Annotated in this window: 13 protein-coding genes; all 13 read left to right on the plus strand. The window is 61.3% G+C overall.

The window, feature by feature from the left end:
• Positions 1-12: 12 nt before the first annotated feature.
• The 13 genes from VKV28_10720 (at position 13) to VKV28_10780 (ending at position 17,415) form a co-directional block, all read left to right on the plus strand.
• Positions 13-1,245: a WcaI family glycosyltransferase gene (locus VKV28_10720; GenBank protein ID HLH77268.1), complete on the plus strand. Its 1,233-nt coding sequence runs from the start codon at positions 13-15 to the stop codon at positions 1,243-1,245.
• A gap of 102 nt (positions 1,246-1,347) precedes the next feature.
• A complete protein-coding gene (locus VKV28_10725; GenBank protein HLH77269.1) occupies positions 1,348-2,775 on the plus strand; it encodes a sugar transferase in 1,428 nt (475 codons plus the stop codon).
• A gap of 307 nt (positions 2,776-3,082) precedes the next feature.
• Positions 3,083-3,613 (plus strand): methyltransferase domain-containing protein, encoded by a 531-nt coding sequence (locus VKV28_10730; GenBank protein HLH77270.1) that lies wholly within the window; start codon positions 3,083-3,085, stop codon positions 3,611-3,613.
• The gene (locus VKV28_10735) at positions 3,610-6,225 is read left to right on the plus strand and encodes a glycosyltransferase family 9 protein (protein HLH77271.1); all 2,616 of its coding nucleotides are present in this window, start codon (positions 3,610-3,612) and stop codon (positions 6,223-6,225) included. The genes VKV28_10730 and VKV28_10735 overlap by 4 nt, the downstream gene beginning before the upstream one ends.
• Positions 6,207-7,706 carry a hypothetical protein gene (locus VKV28_10740; protein ID HLH77272.1) on the plus strand — a complete coding sequence of 500 codons (1,500 nt, stop codon included), beginning with the start codon at positions 6,207-6,209 and terminating at the stop codon, positions 7,704-7,706. The genes VKV28_10735 and VKV28_10740 overlap by 19 nt, the downstream gene beginning before the upstream one ends.
• 151 nt (positions 7,707-7,857) lie before the next feature.
• Positions 7,858-8,562 carry a methyltransferase domain-containing protein gene (locus VKV28_10745; protein ID HLH77273.1) on the plus strand — a complete coding sequence of 235 codons (705 nt, stop codon included), beginning with the start codon at positions 7,858-7,860 and terminating at the stop codon, positions 8,560-8,562.
• 380 nt (positions 8,563-8,942) lie between these two features.
• Positions 8,943-9,848, plus strand: coding sequence for a glycosyltransferase family 4 protein (locus VKV28_10750; protein HLH77274.1), 906 nt, complete (start codon positions 8,943-8,945; stop codon positions 9,846-9,848).
• 329 nt (positions 9,849-10,177) lie between these two features.
• Positions 10,178-11,467, plus strand: a complete 1,290-nt coding sequence (locus tag VKV28_10755) for a glycosyltransferase family 4 protein (GenBank protein ID HLH77275.1) — start codon at positions 10,178-10,180, stop codon at positions 11,465-11,467.
• 85 nt (positions 11,468-11,552) lie between these two features.
• Positions 11,553-12,563 (plus strand): Gfo/Idh/MocA family oxidoreductase, encoded by a 1,011-nt coding sequence (locus tag VKV28_10760; GenBank protein ID HLH77276.1) that lies wholly within the window; start codon positions 11,553-11,555, stop codon positions 12,561-12,563.
• 726 nt (positions 12,564-13,289) lie between these two features.
• Complete coding sequence (locus tag VKV28_10765; protein HLH77277.1) at positions 13,290-14,423, plus strand: DegT/DnrJ/EryC1/StrS family aminotransferase; 1,134 nt, start codon at positions 13,290-13,292, stop codon at positions 14,421-14,423.
• Positions 14,424-14,506: 83 nt separating this feature from the next.
• Positions 14,507-15,268 (plus strand): class I SAM-dependent methyltransferase, encoded by a 762-nt coding sequence (locus VKV28_10770; protein HLH77278.1) that lies wholly within the window; start codon positions 14,507-14,509, stop codon positions 15,266-15,268.
• Positions 15,268-16,140 carry a glycosyltransferase family 2 protein gene (locus tag VKV28_10775; GenBank protein ID HLH77279.1) on the plus strand — a complete coding sequence of 291 codons (873 nt, stop codon included), beginning with the start codon at positions 15,268-15,270 and terminating at the stop codon, positions 16,138-16,140. The genes VKV28_10770 and VKV28_10775 overlap by 1 nt, the downstream gene beginning before the upstream one ends.
• Entirely contained in the window at positions 16,141-17,415 is a 1,275-nt protein-coding gene (locus VKV28_10780) for a glycosyltransferase (GenBank protein ID HLH77280.1), read from the plus strand. It begins immediately after the preceding gene.
• The last annotated feature ends 58 nt before the right edge of the window (positions 17,416-17,473 follow it).

Raw genomic sequence — 17,473 nt, forward strand, 5'->3', positions numbered from 1 at the left:
CCTAACAATCCAATGCGTTGTCTGATCCTGGGCCTTAATTATCTGCCCGAGAGCACATCGATCGGCCCCTATACCGCCGATCTCGCCGAGCATCTGCTCGCCCGCGGCCACCAGGTGCAAGTGGTGACCGGTTTTCCGGTCGCCCCCTATTTCAAGATCTGGGACGGTTATCGCGGCCGGCTGTTCATGCGCGAGAAGATAAACGGCGTCGACGTCCTGCGCACCTATCTCTACGTTCCCCAGCGCCCGGGCCGCGCCCGCAACCGCATCATGTTCGATATGTCTTTCGCGCTCTCCGCGATGATTGGCGGCCTGGTCGCGGGAGCGCTGGACCTGGTAATCGCGATCTCGCCTCCGCTGCAGCTTGGCCTTACCGCCTGGGCGCTGGCCAAGCTCAAGCGCGCGCGCGTCTTCCTCCAGATCAAGGACCTGGTGCCCGACGCCGCGGTCGCGGCCGGGATGCTGGCGCCGGGCGGGCGCGGCGCCCGGATGGGCCACGCGCTGGAGCGCATGGTCTACCGTCGGATGGACCGGATCGGCGTGATTTGCGAGGGGTTCCGCTCCAACCTGCTCGCCAAGGGCGTCCCCGCGGCCAAGGTCGATCTGCTGCCCGACTATATCGACTTGGACTTCATGCGGCCGGCCGAGCGAGTCAACGGCTTTCGCGCGGCCCATCGCCTGGGCGTCGACGACTTCGTCGTCACCTATTCCGGCAGTATCGCGCTCAAGCAGGGGCTGCGGGTCCTGGTCGAGGCCGCGGCGGCGATGGCGCAGGAGCGGGGGGTGCGTTTCCTGCTCATCGGCGACGGGCCCTATCTGGCCGATTTGCAGAACGCGGCGCAAACCCTGGCGGCCCACAATCTGACTTTTTTGCCGCTGCAGCCGCGCGAGATGCTGCCCGCGCAACTGGGCGCCGCCGATGCGTTGGTGGTCACCCAGCGCAAGGGGGTCGCCGACTGCGTCTTTCCCGGCAAGCTGCTCTATTACATGGCGGCGGGGCGTCCGATCCTGGCCGCGGTCAGCGAGGATAGCGAAACCGGCACGTTCATCAATCGCCATCGGGTCGGGATGGTCGTGGAACCCGAGAATCCGCGCGCCCTGGCCGCCGGTGTCATGGCCCTGCGCGCGCAGCCCGAGTTGGCGCGTGCGATGGGCGCGGCCGGCCGCGCCACCGCCGAGCGGATGTTCGATCGACGGGTGGTACTGGCCGATTTCGAGCGGGTGCTGGAGGGGATGGCCGCCTGAAAGCGCCGCGAACGACTTCGCCTCTCCCGATGGGAGAGGCCGCGCCGGCGAATGCGGCGCGGGTGAGGGGCCGCAGAAGATAGAATTTCCGCTGTTGCTGCCATGAACGCCGAGCGCGACCTGACCTATCGGCTGCTGCTGATCGCCGACGTGATCACGCTGACGGCCGCCTTCATCCTCAATTACTGGGGCGCGCCGATGGTAGCGCGCAACTTCTTCGGCATCGCGCCCTTCCAGCTCGGGCCCTTGGGCACCTACATGTGGCTGCTGGTGGTCATCGTGCCGGCCTGGGTCGTGGTGCTGAATCTGAACGCCGGCAACTCAAGCCTGTTGGAGGCCTCGCCCTTCGGTGTCGCTTGGCAGGTGCTCAAGACCGGGGTGGTCAGCACCGCCCTGGTCGCTTTCTACCTCTACGCGACCAAGAACCCGCTCTCGCGTATCTTCATCCTGAGCGAGGGGCTGTTCAGCACCGCCGCCCTGGTCGTTGAGAAGACCACCATCGTCGAGCTGATGCGCATCCGCCGCGGGATGGGATTGACCCGGCGCAGCGTGCTGATCGTGGGTGGCGGCGCGGCCGCGGCCCGCGCCATCCGGGCGATCCGCGACGATCCGCAACAAAGAATGGAGGTCTGGGGATGCCTGGCCGACCCGCCCGCCGCCGCCGAGATCGAGGGCGTCACGGTCGCCGGCGGTCTGGCCGATTATCGCCAGCTCATCTGGAAAAGCCCGATCGAGGAGGTGTTGTTAAGCCCCGAGGTTGCAAACGGCACCCATGGCGCCGGGCTGATGCGTTACTGCGATCTGGTGGGGCTGACCGTGCGCATCCTGCCGGATTACGCGGTTTCCGACCCGCAGCTTCTGTCCCGCATGCGTTTGGATAGTTTCCTGGACCGCCCCGCGATAACCATTCCGGCAGTGACGCCGATGCCGTGGCAGCGGGCGGTCAAGCGCGCGATCGATCTGATCGTCTCCACGATTCTCCTGCTCTTGCTCTCGCCCCTGCTGCTGCTCCTCGCGGTGGCGGTCAAGCTCAGCTCGCCGGGGCCGATATTCTATCGATGGCGGGTGATGGGCAAAGGGATTCGGCCGTTTACCGGGTACAAGTTCCGCACCATGGTGGCCGATGCCGACGCGCGTAAGGCGGAGTTGGCGGCGCGCAACGAGATGAGCGGCCCGGTCTTCAAAATTACCGACGACCCGCGCATCACGCCGCTGGGCCGCTTCCTGCGCAAGTACAGCCTGGACGAGCTGCCGCAGCTCTGGAGCGTGTTCAAGGGCGAGATGAGCCTGGTGGGGCCGCGTCCGCCGGCGCCGCACGAATTCGAGCGCTTCGAGCTGTGGCATCGACGCAAGCTGAGCATCAAGCCGGGAATCACCTGCTTGTGGCAGGTCGGGGGACGCAACCGGGTTTCCCATTTCGACGACTGGGTCACGCTGGACTTGGAATATATCGACAACTGGTCGCTGTGGTTGGATTTCAAGATCCTCGCCCGCACGGCGCTGACCGTGGTCCGCGGCACGGGCGTTTGAGTGGCCGGCCGAGCTTATCGGCACCTCTTAAATTGCCTCTCCCTCCGGGCGAGGGACGGAAATAAATTCGCCTCTCCCGATGGGAGAGGCCGCGCCAGCGAATGCGGCGCGGGTGAGGGTCGTCAAAGAAAAATTCCGCTGCCTGCCGCAAGCTCTCTTCGCGGGCACACGAAAGCGCAGGACATGGATATCTACGAGGTCAGCGCAAAGTACCCTCACACGGCCCTGACGGACCGCCCCGTTCGCCGCCCCGGGGCTCCCCGGGGCAGGCTCTCTCGCCTCCAGGCGAGGGACGGATGGTGCCGCGTTGAGGATTAACCTCGGCTGTGGCACGGATATTCGGTCTGGGTATGTCAACGCCGATATCGCTCGTCTGCCCGGCGTCGACGTGGTCCTAGACCTATCCGCGGGCTTTCTGCCGTTCGCCAGCGAATGCGCGGATGAGGTCCTTTGCCTTAGCGTAATCGAACACGTGGTCCCGCTCGTCCCGCTGCTGAGGGACATACACAGGGTGTTGAAGGCGGGCGGAAGGGCGATTTTCGAGGTCCCTCACTTTACGTCCGCTTCGATGTTTGAAGACCCTACGCATCGAAATTTCTTCGCGTCGGCCACGTTCTCGTTCTTTACGAACGACAGCCCGCGGCCCTATTACTTTGATTTTTCGTTTTCGCGCGTGGAGCGGCTCGCGCTGGGGTTTCCGCGAAGGCGCGCCTTCATGCTCAACCGCCCAATTGCCAAAGCAGTAAACGCAAGCCCCTGGTTTCGGGGTCTGTACGAGTCTTCGGGCTTGCGTTCGTTGTTTCCCGCCGACACCATAGAAGCGGTGTTGGTGAAATGACCGGGGAAGCCAGGGATCGCCCGGCGGTGAAACCGCTAGGGGCTGGGCAGCGCTGGAAGCCCCGGGACGCAGCGCTTGTTACCACCGCCTGCAACATCGCCATCGCGGTTATCGGCGTCGGCACCGGCGTAATCGCGGCGCGTTTACTCGGCCCGAAGGGACGCGGTGAGCTGGCCGCGATCCAGGCTTGGCCGACCGCCTTAGCTTCGCTTGGCCTCCTGGGCAGCGCGGAGGCGCTAGTATATTTTGTGTCCCGCGTGCAGCAAGAGCGAGGCGCATACCTAGCCGCCTCCCTCGCCATAGGCGCCTGCGGGGCCTTCGTCTGCACGCTGTTTGGGTTCCTCGCGATGCCCTGGCTGCTTAAGGCGCAAAGCGCACAAGTGGTACTTGGCTCGCGAATTTTCCTGTTGTCGATTTGGGCGTACCTGCTAATCGGGATGCCGAGCGAAGTACTCCGAGGGGCGGGCCGCTTTGCGGCCTGGAACGCCATCAGGGTATTTCCAGCGCTGCTGTGGCTCTCGATTCTTTGCGTCGCATGGGCCGCTGGCGTTCGGCGCCCCATGGTCCTGTCCACCGCGCTTGCGATCTTGGGCTGGCTGGCCCTTGTACCGCTTATACCACTGGTGCGCCGCGAAATCGAAAGGCTTGTTAGGCCGACGCTCCGGCAAGTCGGCGAGACGCTCAAGTTCGGGCTTCCCGCCGCGGGGGCCTTCGTCCCCAAGATGATGAATCTCAAGCTCGACCAGATTCTGATGGCGGGTCTGATGCCGCCGGTAGTGCTCGGCCAATACGTGGTGGCAGTAGCGTGGAGCAACGCCGGGGCGCCCTTCGCTCACGGCCTGTCGTCGGTTGTGGTTCCTGACATTGCCGGGAGGACGGAGGCCCGTAGCCAAGGAGAGGCGCTGGCGCGCGCTTCGCGTACCACGGCTCTGATCGGTGCGCTTATCGCGTGCTTACTCCTCGCGAGCGCACGGCTCGGGATACCGTTCTTCTTTGGCGCCCGGTTCCGGGCCGCGGTGCGGGCGGCGCAGATTCTGGCATTGGCGGGCGGGTTAGCTGGCTTCAACCTGGTCCTTTCGGAGGGATTGCGCGGCCTAGGCCGACCCGTGGCGGTTCTGCGAGCCGAACTGATGGCGTTGGCCGCGACCGCCGCCGGCTTATGGCTGTTCCTGCGCCCCTATGGAATCGTCGGCGCGGCGGGAGTGTCCCTGGCCGCCTACTTGCTTACCGCGCTCTGGCTACTGGTCGAAATCAGGGCTGCAACCGGGGCCTCGCCAGCGGACCTCATGCTCCCGAGGGCGACTGATGCGCGACTGCTCGCTGTCAAAACTGGCGAAACGCTGGCCAGCCTGTTCGGATGGGTCGTATCAATACCCTACTTCCGCAGTCGGGCTTCGAGCAGCCGCCTACTCAAGAAGGCGCTGAAGCGGCCAGTCCTGAGGGCGCTTGCGCTTTTGGGACCGGGGAAAAAGGGACCTGTCAGCCCCGACGAAATTCGAAGGCTGGCAATTTTCAGATTCGGCGGCATTGGCGACGTTATCGTCATGACCGGGATGCTACGCAGCGTCAGACGCATCTTCAAAAAAGCCGAGATCACCGTGGTTACGAACTCTGCCAGCGCCCCCGTTCTGGAGAACAATCCTACGCTCGATCACCTAATAGTCCAGGACCACTTCAGGCTTGGCGCGAACCCGCGGAGTTTGAGGACGATCGCGTGGCTGAGGCGACTTTCGAGCCCCGGCTTTGACTTGGCGTTCTTCATGCACAACGATCTGGAGGCCATACTGCCGTCCCTGTTCATTCGAGCGCGCTTCAAGGTGGGCTATGATGACAACGGGGCTGGATTTGACTTTCCTTTCACGCACAGCGCCTGCATCTACCATGGCGATCATCCGCGCCGCGCTGAATTCAACCGCCGGCACGTAAACGCATGTTTCCACGACCTCATTCGTGCGACTCGCGTCGCCGCTGTCACAGACTCTTCGCCGCAGCTCTTCGTTCGCCGAAGCGAAGTGGACGAGGCCAGTGTCCTGTTGGGCGGGCAGTCCCTTAGGAAGCCGCTGGTGGCGCTCGCGTTAGGCGGCAGCAACGTTCAAAAGCTCTGGCCGCTCGAAAACTTTGCGGAGCTAGCCCAGCTTTGCGTGTGGCGATACGGGTACTCCGTGATTGTGCTGGGCGACAGCCAAGACGCGCGACGCGCAGGCGAAGCCGACTGGCCGGCTGAACGCTGTTACCTTGCGGCTGGCCGTCTCACCCTGCGCCAGTCCTTAAGCTGCCTGAGCCTGGCGGATGTGGCATTTGGTGCGGATACAGGTCTGATTCACGCGGCCAGAGCTCTCGGGGTGCCGACTGTGTCGGCTTTCGGTCCTACCCCGGTTGAAATCTTCGGGTACGTGGACGATCGGAGCGCCGTGCTTCAGGCAACCATGCCTTGCGTTCCGTGTCACGCGCCATGCCGCCTGCTTCCGCCCGGCAGCGGGGATTACGCGCCTTGCATGCGGGCGATTGATGCACAGCGGGCCATCGCGGCGATCTCAAAAGTGATCGCGTCACCGCCAGCCAGGACCGCGCTGAAAGCCGACTGCAAGGGTCTATGGGCGAAATCTGGCTAGCGGCAGGACTGCTCCTCACGGCTGTCGCTTGGTTCGCTGTCATTCCCCGTTGGCGGCTAGGGCTGGAGCTGTTTATTTTGTTCACGCCCTTCGCGGGCCTGATCGAGGCGCGTCTTTACCCGGCTCCATGGGCGGTGCTCATCAAGGACATACTTTTCGCGATACCCGCCTACATCGGTTTCGCGACGTCCGGCGAGCTAGGGTCCGCGCTGGCCGGCATACCGAGATCGGTTGGCGCGGTTATTCTGCTCTTCGTCGGCCTGGTTCTTGTGCAGACGCTCAACCCCTCGGGTCCTGGCCCGCTTGCGACTCTGATAGGGCTCAAGGTCTGGCTCTTCTATGTGCCTATGATACTACTGGGGCGTGCCTATGTTCGGGATCGCGCAAGCTTGCTGCGCCTATCGCGGCTGATGACTGGCTTGATTTGGATTCCGTGCTCGGTCGGCATCCTGCAGTGGCTTCTGTCGCTGACGATCGGCTATGAGCGGGCGATCAGCCTTTTCTACGGCGCGGCAGCGAGCGCGGCGACCCAGAATTTTTCTCGATTTGACAACGGATTGATGAGAATCCCCGCCACCTTCGCTTTTCCCGCCCAGTACCTAGGTTACATACTTTGCATGTTTGTCCCTGTTCTGGGCTGTGCCGACGCCGAAACCGACATGCCTTGGCGGAAGCTGCGGAGCCTAAGTCTTCTGGCGCTATGCGTCGCTGGATTTCTGACCGGCACTCGCGCAACCTTTGTTATGATTCCGCTGATGCTGGTCGCTTTCTACGCCCTAAGGAGAGGCGCGCTCGGGGTGTTCTGGGCTGGTGCCATGATCGCCGCGCTGTTAACCGTCGCACTGTCAATAGGCGGAATCGATCCCGCCGGCCTAGCGAGCATGGAGGCCGTTCTGAGCGAGAACTACGCTCAGTCGCAGGCATATGAGATTGGAGATGCGCTGCGAGAGACCTGGATCGGGAAAGGGGTCGGATCGAGCACGGGTGCGGCAAGGCTAGCGACAGACGATCCGTCGCAATTTGTTGGTTTCGAAGGCTTCTATGCAAAGGCGGTGGCGGAGCTCGGAATCGAGGGGGCCTTCATCGCAACCGCAGCTCAGGTGGCCCTTTTGCTCCTCGCGCTACGTGCGCGCAAGGATCTGGCAGGAACGGACCTGAAGCCGTACTGCGATACCCTAGCGGCGCTTGCGGCGGTAGTCCTCATCTACAATTACAAGGGGCCCGTCATGAGCCTCGATCCTATGAACTCGCTATATTGGCTGTTTTTTGGATTGCTGTGCTCGCTTCACCGAGCCGTCCCAACGCGGGCCGCCGATAACGCCGCTGCCACCCAACTTGAAGCTGATCACCATGGGGCCGCCTTGGTAGCTGTCGGGCATAATCGATTGATACCGTGGCGGCACCGTGAGCGCCATGCGCCCGCAACCTTAGAACGATCGCCGAGCGCCACCCGCCCCGCGCCAGGTATTTGTCTTGGGTAAGACGGCCTACCTTTTAAGGAGCATACAGGGTCTTTTTGCTCCCGAGCGCCTCACATGCCCTAATTGTGGCCATCCCCACGCTTTGACGGTGGCGCGTAAGTACCTCGTCACGCGGCTTCGGCGGTGCGGAAGGTGCGAGCTGCTCTTCCGTGTGCCGACTGACGATCCTGCGAAGAATCGCGACTACTACGAACACGAGTATTCCCAAGGTATTACCACCGAGATGCCCTCCGACGAGTTCCTGACGGCGCTTCTCAGGGAAAATTTCGCCGGATCCGAAAAGGACTGGACGTACTACAACCGCGTTCTCAGGTCACTTGGTCTGATCGTCGGAGCGCGTGTTTTTGACTTTGGATGCTCGTGGGGGTACGGAAGCTATCAGATGTCAGCAGCCGGATATTCCGTGGTGGCCTTCGATGTGGCCCCTACGCGCAGGCGCTTCGCCCGGGATAAACTTGGAGTTGCGGTGGTTGAAGATCCCCTAGCCGCCGTGTCCGACCTCGGTCTGGCCGGCACCTTCGACTGTTTCTTCACCGCGCACGTACTAGAGCATCTTCCAAAACCGTGCGCGGTGTTTGACCTCGCAGCCAAGCTTCTACGCCCCGGCGGTCTTTTTGTGTCGTTCACCCCGAATGGCTGTGAGCCGGCCAAGGCACTCCATCCCGAGTGGAACAAGTGGTGGGGCGAGGTTCATCCGAACATGATCGACGATCGCTTCCTGGATCGAGCGTTTGAGCAGTCACCAAGGGTGGTTGGCTCATCTCCTGTTGGTGAGGTACAGCTGCCGCCGACAGCCACGATGTGGTACCTTAACGATCTGAGCGGCAGCGAGCTATTCTTTGCGGCGCGGGCCTGAAGGTGGTGCCAAGTTCAGGCGTCGTAGTCGCTCACCCCGGAACCCAGCATTCCTATGAGACCGCGGTTGGCCTTCAGCAGGCGGGGCTGCTCCGGGAGTACATAACGGGACTGTACTTCAAGGAAGGTCACGGCATCGGGCGCGTTTTGCCGATGCTGCCTGAGCGAATCAGAAACCGGACGCTTCGGGTACTCAAAGGGCGTCGACGCCCGGGCCTCGACGATGCTCGGGTTCGTACCTGCACTCTGTTGGAAGCGATATACCTGGCTTCCACTCGGACCCCGGTGCCGTCATGGATCCCGGTCCGGCTTCTGCGCCTCCGAAACAGGCTCTTCGGACGCTGGGTGGCGAAACGGGTCCTGTCAACGGCGCCCGCAGCGGTGCTCTGCTACGACTCCGCAGCGATCGAGGTCTTCGAGGCCGCCTCCCACGTGGGCGCCATAAAAATCCTCGACCAGGCAATCTGTCACGACATCGAACTTTTGCGGCAAGAGAACGAGCGCCACGCCGCTGAGTTTCGCGAGGAGCTGCCGTCCAGCGAGTTGATAGATTTGTGCCGGGAGGAGATCGGGCAGGCGGATATGATCCTCGTGGGCTCGGACTTTGTAAAAGACTCGCTCCTGAGGACCGGGGTGGCGGCGCACAAGGTCGCGGTGCTTCCCTACGGTGCCAACTTGGACCTGTTTCATCCGCCAGCGCGGCGCGAGCCGTGTGAACCGTTGACAGCGGTCTACGCCGGCCAGCTCACCTTGCGCAAGGGCGTCACGTACCTGCTTGAGGCCTTCCAGGGGATTCAACAATCCGTGTGCAGATTGTTGTTGATAGGCGGGAGGGCCGAGGACGCGCGATTGCTTGATAGATACGGTGTTGTCTTTGAGCATGTGCCCTTCGTTCCGCGGACTGAACTCGCGCGGCTGCTCCGCGAGGCTGATTTTTTCGTTTACCCCTCGCTTCTGGACGGCTCCGCGCTTGTAACCTACGAGGCCCTTGCCTCGGGACTGCCGGTAATTACCACGCCCAACAGCGGCTCCGTTGTGCGCGACAGGATCGAGGGTTTCATTGTTCCGCCCCGTGACGTTGATGCCCTCCGCGACCGCATCGAGCGGTTGATCCGCGATCGCGATCTCCGGCGGGAGATGAGCCTGAACGCGAGGAAGCGGGCCGAGGAGTACTCGTGGAGCAAATATCATGAGCGACTTGCAGCGCTGGTGCGCGCAAGTCTCAAGCTAGGCGGAAGTCCCGAGGCCGCGTTCGGACGGGCTGACGCAAACGTGGCGGCGCGGTGATCGGCGAGCCACAATGATCAAAGGCAGTGCGATCGCGTCCCGTCTTATCCATCTCGTCCTGGACCCGCTGCCCCTAACGGTCAGGGCGGGCCCTAACAGGGGCGTGAAGTGGTTTGTGGGCGCAGGCGTGCATAGTTGCTGGCTCGGAACCTACGAAAGCGGCAAACAGATAGCCTCAGCAAAGGTCATCAGGCGCGGAATGACGCTTTATGATGTCGGCGCGCATTCCGGATTTAGCGATGCGGCTGACCCTCACGGTGATCGTCCGGGTGGGGCGCGCCTGATGCTATCCCTCCGCCGTGTGGCCATTTTTAAGTAACGGAGTAGTCGTGCCCGATAGCTTCAGCATAGACACAGCGATCGCGTGCGTAGACCGAACCCGGAAGAGCGCTACCGGGCGCCGCTGGAAGCTCGCCGTTCTCAACTCGCACCCGATACAGTACTTCGCGCCTCTGTACCGGCGCCTCGCGCGGGAGCCGGAGGTTGATCTCACGGTCTTGTACTGCGACCGTGGCGGAGCGTTCGATCCCAGTTTCGGCAAAAAGGTCGTTTGGGATGTTCCACTACTGGAGGGCTATAGGTATCGTTTTCTCGCAAACTTCCGGCGGGGTGGGCCCGGCGGCGTCTTGTCGTTGATAAACCCCGGTATAGTAACCACGATATTTCGTGGTCGTTACGACGCACTGTGGATTCACAGCTATGCGCACATTACCCACGCGATGGCGATCGGCGCTGCTGCTGCGACGGGAACGCCGTTATTCTGCCGGACCGAAGCCTCGCTGCGATACGACCGCCACGTCAGGCGATCGGCGTTTATTCGAGTAGTAAAGCCCGTTCTGCTAAGAATGCTGATGCGTCGTCTTACCGCTGCGCTGGCAATAGGCACGGACAACCGAGAGTTCTTCCTGCACTACGGCGTACCGCCGAGTCGCATATTCCCAGTACCGTACACGGTCGATAATGAATACTTTCTGACCCATACAGCGAGATGGCGCGGTCAACGACATCAGGTCAGGGAGTCACTCGGCATCCCGCGACAGGATGTGGTTTTCCTCTTTGCCGCGAAGATGATACCGCTCAAGCGGCCCCGTCAGTTGGTAGAGGCGTTTGCTAAGTCAGGACCTCCGCACGCTGCCACCCTTTTGATGGTTGGAGACGGACCAGAACTACGCGGCGTACAGCAGGCGGCGTCGGCACTTAACGTAGAATCAAAGGTTCGGTTTGTCGGGTTTGCGAATCAGAGCGAGATGCCGAAATATTACGCCATCAGCGACGTTATGGTACGGCCTGACGGAATCTATAAAGGGGACTGGGGGCTTACCGTTAACGAGGCAATGGCCGCGGGCCTCGCGGTAGTTGCAAGCGACCAAATTGGAGCGACGACCGATTTGGTTAAGCACGGGGTGAACGGTGTGGTGGTGCCTTTCGGCCACGACGACGCATTAGCCGGGGCTCTGAGAGATCTCGCGAGGGACCCGGTTACCGTTCGGGAAATGGGACTGGCGTCAGAAAAAATAATCTCGACCTGGAGCTATGAGGAGTGCGTCGCGGGTGTGTTGGCCGCGTTGCGCGCGCTGCCGGCCGCCCACGGCAGCCGAAGTCCAGCCACCGCGCCCTGACCCAAGGCGCTAACGCGAGCGTAAGAACCGACGGGGTGGGCCAGCGTACGAGCTATAGGTGATAAGAAAAGTGCTCAAAATTGCGGTGGTCGGGTGCGGATACTGGGGTCCCAACCATATTCGTACATTTTCGCGTCTGCCCGGGGTTCAGGTCGCCGCCGCGGTCGATCGTGACCCGGTAAGGCTGCGGAGTATGCTCGAGCTTGTACCCTCCCTGTGGTTGTCGCAGGAACCCATTGAGGTTCTGAACTCGCGCGACATCGACGCGGTCGTTCTGGCGACGCCCACAGCCACGCACTACGAATTGGCTCGCAGGTCTTTGCTGGCCGGTAAACACGTGCTGTGCGAGAAGCCGCTCTGCCTCCGGGCCGACGAGGCGCGCGAGCTCAATGCGATAGCGCGTGAGCGCGAGCTTGTGTTGATGGTAGGGTACACATTTTTGTTTAACGCAGGGATCGCGAAGCTACGTACGCTAATCGCGAACGGAGAGCTGGGCGACCTCTTTCACCTCTCCGCAGTACGCACGAACCTGGGCCCAATCCGGAACGATGTTAACGCCGTGTATGATCTAGCAACCCACGATGTCTCGATCTTCAATTGGCTGCTGGACGCCGTGCCCACGCGGGTTCTCGCCGCGGGCGGAGCGTTCATTCGCAAGGACATCGAGGACGTCGCTACGGTATGCCTGGAATATCCCAAGGGGATCTTCGGCACGATCCACGTTAGCTGGCTCAACCCTCGAAAGGTAAGGCAGATCTCAGTCGTAGGAGCCCGGAGGATGGCCACCTGGGACGACCTTGAACTAAGCACGCCTATTGCGATCTACGATCGCGGCGCGGCCGTCACTCCGGATGTCCGTGAGTATGGAGAATTTCTTCGGGTTGACACGTGGGACGGTGACGTCAGGCTTCCCAAGCTCAACCTTGAAGAGCCGCTGAAACTGCAAGCGCGGTTTTTTGTCGAGGGCGCTCTGAAGGGTCGAGTCGAACGCGCCAATGGAGATTTCAGCGTCGGGGTGATGGCGACCGTTGAGGCCGCCGTTGCGTCCTTACGCGCCGGAAGGCGGATTGACATTGATGCCGGACTGACACGATAGCGCCCCGTTAAAAAAAATAGAGATTTCGCCCAATCGGTATTCCGGGCAGCTTGATCGCTCAGGCGAAACGTGCGCCAGAACTCCGGAGACACTTCGAAAGATAGGGATTGGGATAATGCGTAAACCTAGATCTCAGAAATCCTCTTTGAGACTAATGCGCGTCAGCTCCGACGTGAAGCTCGGTGATCGCGTACGGCTATCGCCGTTCGTCAACCTTTACGGATGCGAGATCGGGGACGACACCAGGATAGGACCATTCGTAGAAATTCAGCAAGGGGCGAAAATAGGCCGATTGTGCAAAATACAAAGCCACTCCTTCATCTGCTCCGGTGTCGATATCGAGGACGAGGTGTTCGTCGGACATGGAGTCATGTTTATCAACGACCGCTATCCGCGCTCTACCAATCCCGACGGATCCCTTCAGACGGAAGCAGACTGGAAGCTGGAGCGTGTCGTCGTCAGGAGGGGGGCAACAATCGGCAGCGCCGCGGTCATCATGTGCGGAGTCGAAATAGGAGAGGGAGCGATGGTTGGAGCGGGGGCGGTGGTCACTCGAGACGTAGCGTCTCGCGCGGTCGTTCGAGGAGATCCGGCTCGAGTTCGTAACGCGCCCCGACGACGAGATGCGGTACTGTAGAAAAAAAGTGACTGAACCCGTCTGGCGGGTCGTTAGCCGATCCGTGGATCAGACACTGAGTGAACTCGTGAACAGGTGTTGCCCTTTCCATGAATAGGATTAAGTTTGTAGACCTGACGCTGCAGTACGCGGCTATTCAGCATGAAGTGGACTCTGCAATCGCTGGAGTGTTGCGAAATGGAAGCTTTATTTTAGGACCGGCCGTGCGTGGGTTCGAGGAGGCATTTGCGGCCTTTCTGGGAGTGAAGCACGCGATCGGCGTAGCGAGCGGCCTCGACGCTTTACGACTCGGGCTCGCGTCATGCGGCATAGGCGTTGGGGACGAGGTAATCGTTCCAGCGAACACGTACATAGCCACGGCACTTGCGGTGAGCGGAGTGGGCGCGACTCCCGTCCTTGTAGATTGCCTGCCAGACACGTTCGAGATCGATTCCGACAAGGTCGAAAAGGCCCTTACGCCGCGAACTCGCGCGATCATTCCAGTCCACCTAACTGGCCTCGCGGCAGATATGGATCAGATCGTCGGCATCGCCAGGCGTCACGGACTTGTTGTGGTAGAGGACGCCGCTCAGGCGCACGGTACTTTGTACCATGGCAGAGCTTGCGGCACGATCGGGCGGATAGGCTGCTTCAGTTTCTATCCAGGGAAAAACCTAGGAGCATACGGTGATGGCGGTGCCATCGTTACCGACGATCCGACGCTTGCTGAACACGCATTGGCCCTGCGTAATTACGGCCAGCGCGCTAAATACCAGCATGAGGTTAAGGGTTTCAACTCACGTCTGGACTCGCTCCAGGCCGCAGTCCTCAATGTTAAGCTCGCGTATTTACGAGGCTGGAACCAGCGACGCGTGAAGCATGCCGCAGCCTATCGCGATCTTCTTCAAGGCGTTGGCGATCTAGGCTTTCAACGGTGCCCGGAGGATTCCACCCACGTATACCACCTGTTTATAGTTACGACCGATCACCGCGATGAGCTGAAGAAGCATCTCGAAGCGGCGGGAATCGAAACGGGCGTTCATTACCCAATTCCTATACATATGCAACCCGCATATCGAGATTTGGGCTATCGAGAAGGTGATTTTCCGGTAACTGAGAGCCTCGCAGCCAGAATGCTTTCGCTGCCGATGTTTCCAGAGTTGGAAGAGGTGGAGATTGCGCGGGTAGCTGAGGAAATTCGGCGCTACTTTGCGTCCGCTGCGCGCACACAAGCGGTTGCGTGAGCGCCACGCGATTGCGTGGGCACAGGGCTTTAACGGGGGCTCCCGGCTTCTTGGCCCCCGCCCTCTATCCGTGCCGGCATAGTATGAAGCCTGATTATCGGCTCACATCTGCTCCGGAGCATTATCGTGACGCGATCTATCAATCGTATCTCACGGGCCAGGGCGAGGAGAGCGCGGAAACCGTCGGAGTGCACATCGGGGTGCGCAAAGCCTACTGCCGGCGAATAATCGCGGAATTCTTTCCGCCGAATCGTGATGCCTCCATTCTGGAACTGGCCTGCGGCTACGGCGCTCTGATTCATCATGCCAGGGTCGCGGGGTACGAAAACATCCGCGGCGTGGATATCTCGCCCGAGCAAGTGGCTGCCGCCCATCGCGCAGGAGTCGCTAACGTAACCCAGGCCGACTGCTTCGAGGCTCTCGCGAAGGAGCCAAACGAAAACCTGGACGCGGTTGTCTCCCTGGATCTGATCGAGCATTTCAGCAAGCCCGAGCTGTGCCGTTTGGCGGGCGAGATCGCCCGAGTCCTGAAGCCGACGGGCCGCTGGATCATCCACTGCCCCAACGGCGAGTCGCCGTTTTGCGGCAGCGTACGTTACGGGGATTTCACCCATGAGCTTTGTTTCACGCAGCATTCGCTGCGGCAACTGCTGACGGCATACCGATTTTCGAGGATTGAATGTTTCGAGGACGGCCCGATTCCCCACGGCTTTACCAGCGTGGTTCGCTTGGCGCTCTGGCGTACGATCCATCTGACGCTTCGCGCCTGCATGGTGATCGAAACCGGGCAGATCGGCGCGCGGCCGATATTTACGCAGAACCTCTTCTGCGTAGCCTATAAATAATGGATTTGTCGCGACCGGGCCCCGAAGCAGGCATATCGATTCTCATTCCCGCGAGGAACGAGGAGAAGAACATCGAGAAGTGCCTGCGGACGCTCGCGTGGTCTGACGACGTCTGGGTAGTTGACTCCAACAGCAGCGATCGGACGGTGGAGATCGCCCAGGGACTAGGAGCCAAGGTTGCGCAATTCCGTTGGGACGGACAAGGGCCGCGCAAAAAGAACTGGGCGCTCAAAAACATCCCGTGGAAACACGAATGGGTACTGATCGTCGATGCCGACGAGGAAGTCACGCCACCGTTGGCCGAGGAGATCAAGCGGGTCTGCGCCAATACCGACAAGGCGGGCTTTCAGATCAGATATGATTACTATTTCCTGGGTAAGGCTCTCCGCCATGGCGACCCGCTCTGGAAGTTCATCCTCATGCGCCATGCCGTCGCCCGCTACGAAACGGTCAATGTTCCCGACGTAACCGGTTACGACGTCGAGCTGCACGAGCAGCCGATTGTCAACGGCCAGGTCGGCAGGTTGCGCAACAAGATGATCCACCGGGACAACGACGATCTGCACCATTTTTTCGCTCGCCACAATATCTATTCGGATTGGGAAGCGCTGCTTCTGACCAAGTATGGGGATCTGAACGGCGGCGAGGTGGTGCCGCGGCTTTTCGGCGACAAGATTCAAAGACGGCGCTGGTTGAAGCGTACCTTCTTGAAGACGCCCGGCAAACCGTTCGTCTATTTTCTCTATTCCTACATCGGGCGACTTGGTTTCCTCGATGGACGGCCGGGGTTTATCTACCAGGTCCTCAAATCCTGCTATTGGTACCAGGTCTCGGCCAAGAGGTACGAGATTCGGCTGCTGCAAAGGAGCTGAGTGAAGCATAGCTCCATAGACGCGACCAACGGCGGCAGGCTCGGCAGCGAGGGCCCGCTGCGGGTCCTGCACGTGATTCAGTCCGTCGCCCCGGGCTACGGCGGTCCCAGCGCCGCGGTGCTGGGGATGTGCCGGGCGGTGCGGGGCTTCGGGGTCCAGGCCGAGATCTTTACTACGAATGTCGACGTCGATGGATTTCTAGACGTTCCTTTCCGCGAACGAAGGGAGTTCGAGGGTGTGCCGACAACTTTCTTCCCGCCTCAACTATCGCCGCGGCGGTTTCGCTTCTCCCTACCGTTTGCGCGAGCTCTCTTTCACAGCGTGCGTTACTTCGATCTGCTGCACATCCATTCCCTCTATAATTTCCCCGCTGCCGTGGCAGCCTGGTGCTGCCGGCGGTGCCGGGTACCCTATATTCTCCGTCCCCACGGCACGCTCGACCCGTATCACTTCCGGCAGCGCCGGCTGGTTAAAGCCGGCTACGAGGCTCTGTTCGAGCGGCGCAACCTGGCCTTCGCCGCCGCCGTCCATTTCACTAGCGACGAAGAGATGCGCCTGGCCCGAATGACGAAATGGAGCTTTCAGGGGGTGGTGGTACCGCTGGGCGTCGATGTCCCGCCCGCTGCGCCGCCCGACCGGAGTATCGCCGAGAGCATGTGGCCCAGGTGCAAGGGAAAGCGTGTCGTGCTCTTTCTTGGGCGGCTCGACGAAAAGAAGGGGTTAGATCTGCTGATCCCGGCTTTCGCCAAGTTGGTGCGCCAGCGGCCAGATCTGCATCTGCTGATCGCCGGGCCCGAAAACGGCGGTTATGGACGCACGATCCGTGCGCTAGCCAGAGAATTGCGGGTCGAAGATGCGGTTACGTTTGCGGGAATGGTGCGGTGGGAGGCGAAGGCAGGCGCGTTCGCCTCGGCGGAGCTCTTCGTGCTGCCCTCGCGCAGCGAGAATTTTGGCGTGGCGGTGGTGGAGGCGATGGCGGCGGGACTGCCGGTAGTGGTCTCCGAACACGTCAACATAGCGCCGCGTATCGTCGCGGCTGGCGCGGGCGTGGAAGTGGCGCTCGATATCGGGGATATAGAGAAGGCGATGGCCAGCCTGCTCGACAATCCCGCGCGGGCGCAAGCCATGGGCCACTTGGCGCGGGCGCTGGTGCAGGCGGAGTTTTCCTGGGAGCGGGCGGGCGCACGCCTGGCCGAGCTGTATCGTGGTGCTCTGCGGACGTTCCGTCGCCGTTCGCCCGTTGCGGAGGATTCAGAGGCGGACGCATGCGCGTGACGGCGAAGCTTTACGACTATCTTCTTTGGCGAGCGGTGTTCTTAAAACCACGGCTTCA

The sequence above is a fragment of the Candidatus Binataceae bacterium genome (genome assembly GCA_035294265.1).
GTDB lineage: Bacteria > Desulfobacterota > Binatia > Binatales > Binataceae > DATGLK01.

Excerpts from the sequence above, each read along its gene's own strand:
- VKV28_10720 (HLH77268.1), top strand. The coding sequence starts at position 13 with ATGCGTTGTCTGATCCTGGGCCTTAATTATCTGCCCGAGAGCACATCG.
- VKV28_10725 (HLH77269.1), top strand. The coding sequence starts at position 1,348 with ATGAACGCCGAGCGCGACCTGACCTATCGGCTGCTGCTGATCGCCGAC.
- VKV28_10735 (HLH77271.1), top strand. The coding sequence starts at position 3,610 with ATGACCGGGGAAGCCAGGGATCGCCCGGCGGTGAAACCGCTAGGGGCT.
- VKV28_10740 (HLH77272.1), top strand. The coding sequence starts at position 6,207 with ATGGGCGAAATCTGGCTAGCGGCAGGACTGCTCCTCACGGCTGTCGCT.
- VKV28_10765 (HLH77277.1), top strand. The coding sequence starts at position 13,290 with ATGAATAGGATTAAGTTTGTAGACCTGACGCTGCAGTACGCGGCTATT.
- VKV28_10770 (HLH77278.1), top strand. The coding sequence starts at position 14,507 with ATGAAGCCTGATTATCGGCTCACATCTGCTCCGGAGCATTATCGTGAC.
- VKV28_10775 (HLH77279.1), top strand. The coding sequence starts at position 15,268 with ATGGATTTGTCGCGACCGGGCCCCGAAGCAGGCATATCGATTCTCATT.